The organism is Bdellovibrio sp. NC01 (genome assembly GCF_006874625.1).
Lineage (GTDB): Bacteria > Bdellovibrionota > Bdellovibrionia > Bdellovibrionales > Bdellovibrionaceae > Bdellovibrio.
In genome coordinates this window covers 746,969-759,779 of record NZ_CP030034.1, presented here as the reverse complement: position 1 = coordinate 759,779, position 12,811 = coordinate 746,969, and the positions used below count along the sequence as shown (strand labels likewise).

Genomic DNA, 12,811 nt, shown 5'->3' with positions numbered 1-12,811 from the left:
ACGGACCTAGGTGAAGATCTCTAGAAAAAATTAAGCGATGGACGAAATCTGAATCGCTTTCACAAGAATCATAATCCACATGATCGCTAAAATCACGATACCCGTGAAAAATGCTCGCATACGATAGAACAATTTATTCTGACCCATATGAATCACGGCATGAATGGCACGTACGATCACAAAAAGCCACGCCAAAACCACAAACGCAATTCCTTGAACAGGCAAAACCATACCAACAAGGCACGCGACATAAAACAACACCGGTGCTTCAAACAAGTTCGCATAATGACGAGCGGCCTGAACTATATCCGCAGGCGGTTCGCCCTCTGTGTATGTTTTAAAGTGAGTAATTGGAATTTTTCCCGTCTTCACTGCCGCTACTCGACGACGAAAAGTCACAACTAAAACGATGATCGTCAGAAAAACCAACGCAATCATAGGAAAAACTAACTGTACATTCACTACCGGCATTTCTACCTCCTGAATGTACAGTTCATAAAATTTTTAGAGAAAAAGAAAGTCTTTATGCAACTGAGCGCAAATTTAGCTACAACCACTTAATGATGAGGAAAAGCTACAAATCAAGAAAACTTATAGCCGTCCTGGAAGCCAGAACATAGGGTGCGCCTCAAAGGAGTCTTCTATGACAAAAATAATGTTTGCTAGCGCATTGACTGTCTTAACATTTGCCTCAACGTCCTATGCAGATCCTTGCGCTAATATTCTTAACTCGATGAATAGCGTATTAAGTAGCTACCAAGCCATGATAGACGTTTGCGCTCGCACAGCGGGAGCAAATCCTTCACAATATGCACAGGCTCAGGAAGCGGCCCGCAAACTTGAAGACGCCTATTTTGCAAACTCGCAAGTATGTCTGCAAGCTTGCATGCAGCCAGCTCGCAGTTCGTGTGAATCTTATCCAACTATTTCAGGTGCGTGCCCCTAAAGACTAAGGGGCGATGGTGACTTTATTACGGCCGCCTTGTTTTGATTGATACAAGGCTTTGTCGGCGCGTTCGTACAGTTGAGTCCATTCTGTTTCAGTGGCGTTCTTCGTTGCAACACCTACTGAAATAGTGACAGACACCTTTTTTCCTTCGAATACAAATTCGCTGGTTTCGATAGTGTGACGAATACGCTCACCCACTTCACCGGCTATTTTTGCGTTTGAACCGGAAAGAAGCAGAACGAACTCTTCACCGCCATAACGAGCAAAGAAGTCATTTGCGCGGATCAATTTTGTGATCACGATACGGCACAGTTCTTTCAGAACGTAGTCGCCACCTGGGTGACCATAGGTATCGTTGATTTTTTTGAAATGGTCGATATCGAAAGTCACAAGGCTTAATGGTTCGTTCAGAACTTCTGAACGCTTCATAGCTTCAGGGCCTTTTTCGATCAATGCACCTTTTGAATGTGCACCCGTCAAAGCATCCTTCTGAGACTTTTCATACATCGCTTGGTTCGTGATCGCTTCCAAACTTCCTTTTTCAAGGAATTTGAAAATCACGTTACCCGTTTTGATTTGATCGTTATTTTTCAACAAACACGACGCTAAAGGTGGCAAAGCCTGACCATTCACGATTGTTTTATTTGTCGAGCCCAAATCGATGATCGAAACTTCACCGCTATTCACGGCGAACTTCGCATGCGAACGACTTAAACTTTTATCGTCGATGTAAACTTGGCTTTCTACGGAACGACCAATCACGATATCGTTCGCAGTAATTGGATATTGTTTCCCCACGTAACCCGGAGGTCCAATCAACACAAGAACAGCGGGCGGAACATCGTCCGCTTCACGCAAGCGACCCTTGAAAGTGTCACTCGCGACAATACTGGTTTTTTCTAAGTTATCATTGGAAGAATCATCGTTGTGAGCCATAGAAAAAATTATGAGGCTTCATGCGCTGAATGACAATCGCTCAGATCGCAAAAATGATCCCGCTAGTCTCACGCCTAGCTACGAGCGAGATAAGACCTAAGTCCTGACTCTATTAGTTCATATTTAGATGTTCAGTTGATCAACAGATAGTAAGTAATTCCCAATATAAAACATTTGTACTCACAAATTTTAAACTTGTGAGACGTGATCGAATCCAAGGCGCAAGGAGGAAGGCGTACGAAATGTACGCCGACGACGAAGCAACGCAGGAGGCGGTCACGTATCGCAAGTTTAAAACCAGGCTTCGAATTGGTAGCCAAATGTCATTCCTGATGATTTGTTTGCAAACGTTGGCGCGTTCGCTCCGATATATTTCACGTCCTCATTTGCGCTATTCCAGAACGAGTACGACATGTAGGCGCGAAGCACAGGACGACCCCAAATACTTTTGCTCATGGATAACTGCGGAGCCACTGTCACACGTGCAAGTTCACGATCACCCGCCAGTTGACCGTTCGACAAAGTTTCCGATTCATCTTTGATGTGCGAGTAACCCGTTTCAAAAACCCACTGAAATCTGTCAGAGACAAAATAAATCGGACGAATGCCGATCTCTTGCCATTGAACGATATCGTATTGATCTTTGCCGTTGCTACCGTAATTCGCAGCCAAACCGAACATGAAAGCCCAAGAATCAGTGACATCACGACTCCAGTCTTCAACAAAGCGCACGTTCCATGCGTGATTTTGTGAAGTGTCGTTAGAATTCACTGCGCTACTTCCGTAGATGTTGAAATCTTTCATCGCACCTTGGCCGAACATCAAAGTTGTATTGCTGTGACCAGTGTATGCGACTGAATCCAAACGTGTCGCAAGAACGTAACCATTTGTTGGAACGTACTCTGTCGAACCATCAGAACTTCCTGGTGCCCATGCATATACGCCCCAGAAATTTAATTTTGCATCGTCAGCAACTTTCAAAGATGTGTAACGCAAATCAATCGCATTCAATGCCGGACGACCTACTGACGTTGTATTGAAGTCTTCATTCGCTTGAATCATGTGCGCAATCGCCAACTGACCTGGGCCCACAGACAACGCTTCGATACCCGCACCAACACCACTCATGTCGGCGTAGTAGTACCAATCGAAGATGTGCAAATCGACGTCACGATAAAATCTTTTACCGACCCAGAACTCGCCAGGGACTTCAGAAAAACCGCCGGCCTTTACGAAAGCTTCAATTTCTGATTGAGGGACTTTCACTGTGTTGTTGCTAGAATTTACCGGAACAACCGTGGATTCCCATTGACGCAAACCTTTAGAGCTGTAAGCAAAGCGCAGTTGCGTCTTAAAAAATGTTGGGTCGTCCGCGGTCGCAGTTTTGTGATTAAAAACCAAGGCAAGTTCAGTATAGAAATCACACTCATTCCCTAAACGTAGGAAATTACCCGGTAATCCGTTGTTATAGAAACACTCCTTAGAACCACCTTGAAGATTCAAGCCCGTTCCACCACGTAGATAGCCTAAAAAATCAGCATTTAATGCGAAAGATTGTTCACCTAAGAATACAAATAATAGCGCCCAAATAATTCTTTTCATTCTCGTCCCTTGAAAAATACGAGGCTTACCCATAAAGTCCCGCCCTGACTAGCACTTATGCATTGAGCTGACTAGCTCATGGAATAAAAGTAGACACTCAATTCGTGGGGGAAGTGTTTTGCTTCAAAGGCGTTGTAGCCGCGGTTTTGCCGCGTTCATGTTGATCAGTCTTTTCGTTTTCGCGAAGCCCGTTTTCGCGGGACCGATGCGTGCGCAGTGGCTGAATTCACGTCAACTTTTGGTGAAGCTTTCGCAAGGACTTCGTGTTGCTGACAACATGAACTTCGTGCTTGCGAACAGCGAAGTTGCTTTCAAAAATAATCCCCTGAATTTTTCTCTGCCAGTGATTGAAGCCCATGATAACTATGCGCTTTTAAGCACAGCAAACATCAAAGCTTCTGATATCAACGAATTGATTCGTCGTCCTTTAAAAGTCTACACGATCAACAGCAATCAACAGCTTTTGGATGCAACAGCCATTCAGTATGCGGGCCTGCTTGATGATTTATATTTCTATGACGGCAAAGACCTAGGCGTCAGTTCACAAGGCTCACAGTGGCAACTAAAGTTGTGGGCGCCGACTGCGATGAGTGTGCGTGTTTTCGTTTACCGTAATGGAAATACACCGAACACTTCTCCAGAGCAGATCTACAATATGACAACAGATCATGGCGTGTGGTCTGCGACATTGCCTGCTCAATATCAAAATTATTTCTATCTTTATGAAGTGACTGTGTACCAACCGACGACGGATAAACTTGAAACGTCACTGGTCACTGATCCCTACAGCTTTAGCCTTGCAACAAACGGATCGAAGTCACAAATCGTTGACGTCAATGCTGCTGATTTAAAACCTGCGGGTTGGGATTACTTGCGCAAGCCTGCTTTGAATTCTTTCAAAGATATCGTTATCTATGAACTGCACATTCGCGATTTCAGTGCGGGTGACCAAACGGTGCCGTTTATGTATCGCGGCTCTTACATGGCGTTCACTCAAGAAAACAGCGACGGTATGACTCAGCTTCGTTCTTTAAGCGAAGCCGGTTTAACTCACGTGCATTTGATGCCATTCAATGACTTTGGCTCTGTCGATGAAGACAAAAATACGTGGGAGACTGTGAACTTCCCAAGTACAAACTTGCAAGACGTGCAAGGTGCTTTGGGACAGATTCGTTCGCAAGATGCTTTTAACTGGGGCTACGATCCCGTGCATTTCTTAGCGCCAGACGGCAGCTATGCAGTAGATCCACAAGGTTCTTCACGCATTAAAGAAGTGCGCAGCATGGTGCAGTCTTTGAATCAAACTGGCCTGCGCGTCGTTCAAGACGTCGTTTTCAATCACACTTACAAAAACGGTCTGTTGCCGCAATCGGTATTCGATAAGATCGTGCCTTCTTACTATTACCGTCTTGATGATGAAGGTAATGTGCAAACGTCTTCATGCTGTAATGACACGGCTTCTGAACATCGCATGATGGAAAAGCTGATGATCGATAGCGTTTTGTTCTGGGCACGTACATACAAGATCGACTCTTTCCGTTTTGATTTGATGTCTTTCCATACTCGTCAAACGATGTTGAAAATTAAAGATGCAGTTCGCTCTTTAACGGAACAAAACGACGGCATCGATGGTTCTAAAATTTATATTTACGGCGAAGGTTGGTCGTTTGGTTCCTTATTTGGCCAAGATCCTGGCAGTGCGATGACGGCTGCAAATTCTTTCGGCGCTGGCATTGGTCTTTTCAACGATCGTCTGCGCGATGCTGTTCGTGGTGGGACAACAAACTCCACTGAAAAATCGGATCAAGGCTTTGCGACGGGTTTGTATTTCGATTTCAATCGTGAACCTGCGAATCGCAACACGCCTCCGGATGCTGATGGCCAACGCGATAAATTGCTTCACTTGGGCGACGTTATCAAAGTCGGTCTTGCTGGCAACTTACGTGATTTCACTTTCCGTGAACACTTAGGCTCTGTCATTCACGGTGGCGATCTTTATTTCCGCTCTTCATCGGTGGGCACATCGGCGACACCGATTGAAACGATTAACTACGTTTCGGCTCACGATGGTTATTCGTTATGGGATGCGGTTCAAGCCAAAGCCCCGTTCTTTACAAGTGGTCGTACTCCAACATTAACGACTTCTGAAGATCGTCAACGTATGGTGCAGTTGGCGTTGGCTATTCCGATGCTGAGCCAAGGCATTCCGTTTGTAGAAGCTGGAACTGAATTGCTGCGTTCAAAAAATGGCGACCAAGACAGTTATGATTCTGGCGACTTCTTCAACCGTGTTGATTGGAGCAAACAAAACAATCACTGGGGTGAAGGCTTACCTCCAGCATGGAAAAATCTTGATGATTGGTCCTTCTGGCAGCCGCGCTTGGTTGTGCCTGAAATGAAAGTATCGCCAGAGTTGATTCAACAAACGGATCGCTATTTCAAAGCCTTGATTCGTGTGCGCCAAAGCAGTTCGTTGTTTAAAATGAACTCGCTAGATGAAATCATGGCGAAATTAGTTTTCATTGATGATGAAGTGACGCCGCAACCGGGTTTGATTGCGATGGCTCTTCACCAAGGCAATGAAGCTTTATTGATTATGTTTAATAGCTCTCGTGAACCGCGTTTATTCTCGAATAAAGTGCTGGGTTATTCATGGCAGCTTCATCCATTGTTAGACGCTAAAGTAGATCCTGCTTTAGCCCAAGTCGTCTTGATGCCAGCGCAATCTGCTATTCAGATTCCTGGTCGCAGCACTGTTGTATTGAAACTTGTTTCTGCGACGACAAAATCTAAAGGTGCTAGATAATGCGTAGTCTGTTTTTCCTGTTAAGCCTTCTATTTGCCGTCAGCGTGCAAGCGAAAGAAATTCGCGTGCACATCTGGCATCAAATGATCTATGCCCATCGCCAAGTTTTGGCAGAGGCCTTAGAAAAATTCGAAAAAGAAAATCCCGGCGTTAAAGTTCAAGCGACTTATCGGGAAACTGAAGAACTGCGCAGCAGTTATCAATCAGCAGCTATGGGTGGTAGCGGTCCTGAGCTGGTTTACGGTCCTAGCGATCAAATCGGTCCGTTTGCCACAATGGGAATCATTCGTCCGTTAGATGAAATCTTAGGCGCTGATTTCTTTACGCAATTTGATCCACTTGCAGCACCAAAGTTTCACGATCAGCACTTCATGATCGGTGACGGCGTCGGCAATCATTTGATGCTTCTTTATAATAAGAAGTTGATGCCAAACCCACCGACGAATTCTGATGAATTGATCGCGATGGGCAAAAAATTGACGATCGATAAAGACGGTGACGGCAAGATTGATCAGTGGGGTCTGGTATTTAATTATACTGAGCCATTCTTCTTTGCCCCGTTTATTCCGGCATTTGGCGAAGACTTCATGAAGAACGACACGCAACCAAACCTGAACACAAAGGCTTTGCGTGACACGTTCCAATTTATTTTAAATCTGCGCGATCAATATAAAATCATTCCTAAAGAATGTGACTATGAAACAGCAAATGCTTTGTTCAAAGGTAACAAAGCTGCGATGTTGATCAATGGTGACTGGTCTTGGGGTGATTATAAAGAAGCGAAAGTTGATTTCGGCATCGCTCGCATCCCAATGATTTCTTCAACAGGTAAATGGCCGGCTCCGCTTGTTGGAACTAAAGGTTATTCTTTAAACGTAAACATGAAATCACCAGAGCATTATGATGCCGCGGTGAAATTGTTGAAATATCTGACGTCACAACCTGTACAAATGTTGTTTGCAGAAAAAGTAGGAATTCTTCCTTCAAACTTGCAAGCGCGTGAATCTGATGTTGTGAAGAACAACCCTTTATTGAAGATCTCTTCAGACATTATGGCCGTTGGTCACCCGATGCCGATTGTTCCTGAAGTGCGCGCGATCTGGGATAGCTTACGCATTCAATATCAAAAGGTTTTGGCTGGCAGTGCGACGCCAACAGCAGCTGCTGAAAGTGCACAGATCACAGCGGAAAAACAAATCACCGAGATGAATGAAGTTCTGGAACCAGGCCCCGGTGCATGGATCTTGAAAGGTTTATTCCTGGTTCTGATCTTGTGGGCGATCTTTGCGTTCAGAAAATCATTTGTTGCGTTCGTCAAAGGCTTCCAAGGTCCGAATCGTTTCGCTTACTACATGATGTTGCCAGCGTTCATCGGCATCTTTGCGGTGATCATCTACCCGTTCTTCTATAATATCGCGATTTCGTTTTCGAACTTCAGCCTTCGCACCTTCCAAGATTGGTCGCTAGTTGGTTTTACTCACTATGTGAACGCACTGACGGATCCACGTTTCTATTCGTTGTTCTTAAAGACGGTGATTTGGACTGTGGTCAACGTATTCTTCCACGTGACGATTGGTGTGTTCTTGGCGGTTGTAATCAACCAAGTGATGCCAGCCAAAGGTTTCTGGCGTGCCTTGCTCATCATCCCTTGGGCGGTTCCGCAATACATCACAGCACTTACGTGGCGAGCTCTGTTCAATCAAGAATACGGCCCGATCAATATCTTCCTGCAAAAATTTTTGCATCTCTCTCCGGTTCAGTGGTTAAGCCAACCGTTTACGGCGTTTACCGCTTGTATTCTTACGAACGTATGGTTGGGATTCCCATTCATGATGATCGTAGCATTGGGTGGTTTACAGTCCATTCCACACTCGTTGTATGAGGCCGCAGTGCTTGATGGTGCGAATGCATGGCAACGTTTCCGTCACATCACTTGGCCATTGTTGTTGCCAGTGATGGCGCCAGCAGCATTGCTGGGTTCTATATGGACATTTAATAATTTGAACGTGATCTGGCTTGTTTCCAACTCTGGCGAGCCGGGCGATCAAACGCACATTCTTGTCAGCTACGTTTATAAAGCGGCCTTTAACTTGTACCGCTATGGATACGCAGCTTCCGTGTCTGTGTTGATCTTCTTGATTCTTGTGGTGTGGGGCTTGAGCTCTTTGCGCGCGCAATACCGTAAGGAGACTCAGTAATGATTAAAAAAGCTTTTGCTTGGTTTAGCATTTTATTGTTTGCAGCGTTTTCGTTGTATCCAATCCTTTATGTGATTTCAGTTTCTTTGCGTGGTGACAACGCTTTCCAAACGCAGTCACTGGAAATCATTGGACCGAATTCAACGTTAAAGAATTTCTGGGCCTTGTTTGTGGAAACGGATTTCTTGTTGTGGCTGCGTAACTCGTTGTTGATCAGTGCCGTGACGACTTTTGTTGGTGTGGCGTTGGCATCGACAAGCGCCTATGCGCTGTCTCGCTATCGTTTCCGTGGCAGAAATATGATGTTGTTTTCATTGTTAACGACACAGATGTTTCCAGCGACGATGCTGATGCTGCCTTTTTTTGTGATTCTTTCTAAACTTCACTTGATCGACAGCTTCATTGGCTTGTTTGTGATTTATTCGTCGACGGCTTTGCCATTCTGTATCTGGCAGATGAAAGCCTATTACGACACTATCCCGAAGGAGCTTGAAGAAGCAGCTTTGTTGGATGGCTGTTCAAAGTGGATGATCTTTACGAAAATTATTTTACCCGTGTCATCACCCGCTTTGGTTATCACGGCTTTATTCAGCTTCATGAATAGCTGGAGCGAATACGTGATTGCGGCGGTGGTATTACAGGACCCACAACTTTATACATTGCCGTTGGGGCTTCGCTCTTTCCAGGCAAGTCTTGCAACGCAATGGGGTTTGTATGCAGCGGGCGCATTGATCGTCAGCGTTCCTGCTTTGATTTTGTTTATTAGTATCAGTCGTTATCTGGTTTCAGGTTTAACGATGGGCAGTGTGAAGGGTTAGTTATGGCTTCAATTGAATTTGCAAAATGCGAAAAAAGCTTTGGCGCGGCAAAAATTCTTAAAGGAATTGATCTGCAAATCTCTTCAGGAGAATTCCTGGTTCTTGTCGGACCTTCTGGTTGCGGTAAATCAACTTTGTTACGTACTCTTGCGGGCCTTGAAACATTGGATGCCGGTCAGATTAAGATCGAAGGCAAGGTCATTAATAATATCGAACCGCAAAACCGTGACATCGCAATGGTATTCCAAAGCTATGCGCTTTACCCGCACATGACCGTTGAAGAAAACATGGGCTTCAGCTTGAAACTACAAGGTCTGAATCCTGCAGAAATTTCTTCGCGCACGAAAGAGATCGCGGATCTTTTGCAGATCTCTCACCTGCTGGCTCGCAAACCCAAAGAACTTTCTGGCGGTCAACGTCAGCGTGTTGCCTTAGGGCGTGCATTGACTCGTCAAACGCCGGTGATTTTATTCGATGAACCGCTTTCGAATCTGGATGCCCATCTTCGTTCGCAAATGCGTGTGGAAATCAAACGTCTTCACCAACAACTTAAAAGCACCATGATTTATGTTACACATGATCAAATGGAAGCAACGACAATGGGTGATCGTATCGCTGTTTTGAAAGACGGCGTGATCGAGCAAGTGGGAACTCCTTCCGAGATTTATCACAAGCCTAAGAACATGTTCATCGCAAGTTTCATTGGCTCCCCTGAAATGAACTTCATTGAAGGCGATATCGTGAAAAGACTTCCATGGTCTGAAGCCCAAAAATCCGATCAGGTTTTGGGAGTTCGCCCAGAAGCCTTTAAAGTGAAAGAGGGCGCTTTAACCCAGAATGAAGTGGAATTAGGTAGCTTTAAAATCGAGCTGTCAGAAAATTTAGGCGGCCAACAAATGCTGCACGGTCAGTTAGGGAACCAAAGTGTGAGAATCCTCGTCGATTCACAGGCTAATTTTTCCACGGGTCAGTCGGTTCCTTTGAAGATCGACCTGACAAAGGCACACCTGTTTGATAAAAAAACGGGCCTGAATCAACGCCTTTAGGAGCCTAAACTTTGAAGAAGCTAAGCCTTTGTCTTTCCATCTTCTGCCTGTTCTTCGCAAGCTTTGCAGCGCAAGCCGCTCCACGCACCGTTTTTGTGCAGATGTTCGAGTGGCCGTGGAAAGATATCGCGCGTGAGTGTGAATTGTATCTGGGCCCTGCTGGTTTTTCTGCCGTTCAAGTTTCGCCACCACATGAACACATCGTTTGGGAAAAACATCCGTGGTGGGAACGCTATCAAGTCGCAAGTTATAAAATCGAATCACGCAGCGGTAACGAAGCCGAATTCGCCGACATGGTAAAACGCTGCCGCAGAGCGGGCGTTGATATTTACGCTGATGCTGTCATCAATCACATGACAGGCATTCCTGGTGGCACTGCTGTTGGTGGTACAAGCTTCACTCACTATGACTATCCTGGCATTTATGACTTCAATGATTTCCATCACTGCGGTCGCAATGGCAATGATGACATCGTGAACTACAAAGACCTTTACGAATTACAAAACTGTGAATTGGTCGATCTTGCTGATCTTGCAACTGAAACTTCAAAAGTTCAAAACACCATCGCTGCTTACTTAAATCACCTTTTGGATTTGGGTGTTGCGGGTTTCCGCATCGATGCTGCGAAACACATTCCTGCTAAAGACTTAAAAGCGATCATGAGCCAGCTGAAACGCTCTGCTTACGTTTATCAGGAAGTGATCTATGATCCCGCAGGACCGATCTCTTACGCTGATTACACGCCGATTGGTGACGTGACAGCGTACGACTATGCTCACCGTTTGGGTGCTGCCATCAAAGATAAAAAAATGGACGGTCTTCTACACATCGGAGAAAACTTTCCGGCTTCGAATGACTCGATTGTCTTTGTGACGAATCACGATCTTGAACGCACAGGTGATCCGTACATCCTGAAGTACTCAAGCGAAGATCAAAAGCTGTATCGCCTGGCACAGATCTTCATGTTGGCGTGGCCGTTTGGTTACCCACAAGTTTATACGGGTTATGATTTTACGAATTATGACGACGGCCCCCCACTGAATGAACAACTGCGCACTTTGCCAGTATTAAGTTCACAGAATCAATGTACAGCTCCGTTTACATGTGAACATCGTTTGCCTGAAGTGGCAGCGATGGTTGATTTCAGAAATCAAACAGACGGTTCATTCGTTGTAAATAATTTCTGGAGCAACAATACGGATCAGCTTGCTTTCAGTCGTGGGCAAAAAGGTTTTGTTGCAATTAATTTTTCAGGCAATCAATTGCCAAAGGAATTCCAAACCGGTCTTCCTGCTGGCAAGTACTGCAATATCGTTGGCGCTTCATACAACCCGAACACTCATTCATGTCCTAATATGATTGAAGTGAATGCTCAGGGTAAGGCCAACGTTGTTATCCAAGCTTACTCAGCAATGGTTCTTTTAAACCGCACGACTGCATCACAGAAGAAAAAAGCACTATGAAAAAACAAACTTATACGATCGGTTTTGACTTAGGTGGAACGAAACTGGCAGCAGCGCTTTTAACAGATAAAGGCGAAATGCTGGACTTCGTAAAAGTTCCTGTCGACATGAAACGCGAAAACTCTGCAGCTAAAACGCAGAAGCGCGTGATTCAATTGATGGCCGACATCGCTTTGGATTTTAAAAAACGTTTTCCTAAAGAAACGTCTGCTTCTGTTTTTAAAGGTATTGGCCTTGCGAGCGCCGGTCCATTGAATGCGGCTGAAGGTAAATTGATCAATCCTGTGAACTATCCAGGCTGGAAGATCGTTCCAATTCGCGATCTAGTAGAAAAAGAAATCAACAAACAAGGCTTCAAAACCAAAGTGTTCTTCCAGCATGATGCGACGGCTGCAGCTTTAGCTGAAGGCTGGGTTGGTGGTGCTAAGGGTATGGCTTCCTTCGCGGTTGTTAGCATCGGCACTGGTATCGGTTCTGGCATCATCTTCAATCACTTCCCGTGCCAATCTCAAGGCATGGGTTCTGAATGTGGTCACTTGATTGCCGACTTCAATAAACTAAAAAACAATCCAGACAAACTTCACCACTGCACTGTCGAAGGCATCGCTTCAGGAACGGGACTTTTACGTCGCGCTCGTGAAATGGGTTTCACTGGCAATTCGGTTGAAGAGTTGGTTGAATCTAAAGATCCAAAGTACAACGTTTTGTATGCGGATATGGCGTGGGCATTGGCGACTCTTTGTTACGATCTGTCTTTGACGTTTAATTTAGAAAAGATCTTCATCAGCGGTGGCTTGATTAAAATCAAGCACTTGTATCTGAAAGAACTAAAAGCGAACTATTCAAAAATGATTCGCCAATTGAATCCAATGTTCGAATGTAAGATCGAAATTGCGAAGTCAAAAAATCACGCGGGTGTTTTAGGTGCCGGATATCTTCCGCATCTTTATTCGCAAAAGAAATCCTAGTCAGAAAAATATCTTTGATGACCAT

At 45.0% G+C, this 12,811-nt stretch carries 10 protein-coding genes; 7 read left to right on the top strand and 3 right to left on the bottom strand.

The annotated features are described in order from the left end of the window. Window positions 1-30: 30 nt before the first annotated feature. Window positions 31-471, bottom strand: coding sequence for an MAPEG family protein (locus DOE51_RS03660; RefSeq protein ID WP_142695230.1), 441 nt, complete (start codon window positions 469-471; stop codon window positions 31-33). A 172-nt stretch (window positions 472-643) separates the two neighbouring features. Between DOE51_RS03660 and DOE51_RS03655 the strand changes: the two genes are divergently transcribed. Further along, window positions 644-946, top strand: a complete 303-nt coding sequence (locus DOE51_RS03655) for a hypothetical protein (protein WP_142695229.1) — start codon at window positions 644-646, stop codon at window positions 944-946. A gap of 3 nt (window positions 947-949) precedes the next feature. Here DOE51_RS03655 and DOE51_RS03650 read toward each other — a convergent pair whose 3' ends face one another. Continuing rightward, window positions 950-1,885 (bottom strand): diguanylate cyclase, encoded by a 936-nt coding sequence (locus DOE51_RS03650; protein WP_142695228.1) that lies wholly within the window; start codon window positions 1,883-1,885, stop codon window positions 950-952. Between the two features lie 291 nt (window positions 1,886-2,176). After that, window positions 2,177-3,487 (bottom strand): carbohydrate porin, encoded by a 1,311-nt coding sequence (locus DOE51_RS03645; RefSeq protein WP_246845329.1) that lies wholly within the window; start codon window positions 3,485-3,487, stop codon window positions 2,177-2,179. A 157-nt stretch (window positions 3,488-3,644) separates the two neighbouring features. Between DOE51_RS03645 and DOE51_RS03640 the strand changes: the two genes are divergently transcribed. The 6 genes from DOE51_RS03640 to DOE51_RS03615 are packed head-to-tail and all read left to right on the top strand — an operon-like array spanning window position 3,645 to window position 12,786. Then, a complete protein-coding gene (locus DOE51_RS03640) occupies window positions 3,645-6,293 on the top strand; it encodes an alpha-1,6-glucosidase domain-containing protein (protein ID WP_142695227.1) in 2,649 nt (882 codons plus the stop codon). Beyond that, entirely contained in the window at window positions 6,293-8,491 is a 2,199-nt protein-coding gene (locus DOE51_RS03635) for an extracellular solute-binding protein (protein WP_142695226.1), read from the top strand. Before DOE51_RS03640 ends, DOE51_RS03635 begins: the two co-directional genes overlap by 1 nt. Continuing rightward, entirely contained in the window at window positions 8,491-9,309 is an 819-nt protein-coding gene (locus DOE51_RS03630) for a sugar ABC transporter permease (RefSeq protein ID WP_142695225.1), read from the top strand. The genes DOE51_RS03635 and DOE51_RS03630 overlap by 1 nt, the downstream gene beginning before the upstream one ends. A 2-nt stretch (window positions 9,310-9,311) precedes the next feature. After that, window positions 9,312-10,355 (top strand): ABC transporter ATP-binding protein, encoded by a 1,044-nt coding sequence (locus DOE51_RS03625; RefSeq protein ID WP_142695224.1) that lies wholly within the window; start codon window positions 9,312-9,314, stop codon window positions 10,353-10,355. A gap of 11 nt (window positions 10,356-10,366) precedes the next feature. Continuing rightward, complete coding sequence (locus DOE51_RS03620) at window positions 10,367-11,818, top strand: alpha-amylase family protein (protein WP_246845327.1); 1,452 nt, start codon at window positions 10,367-10,369, stop codon at window positions 11,816-11,818. Then, on the top strand, window positions 11,815-12,786 hold the full coding sequence (locus DOE51_RS03615; RefSeq protein WP_142695223.1) for an ROK family protein: 972 nt from the start codon (window positions 11,815-11,817) through the stop codon (window positions 12,784-12,786). The genes DOE51_RS03620 and DOE51_RS03615 overlap by 4 nt, the downstream gene beginning before the upstream one ends. The last annotated feature ends 25 nt before the right edge of the window (window positions 12,787-12,811 follow it).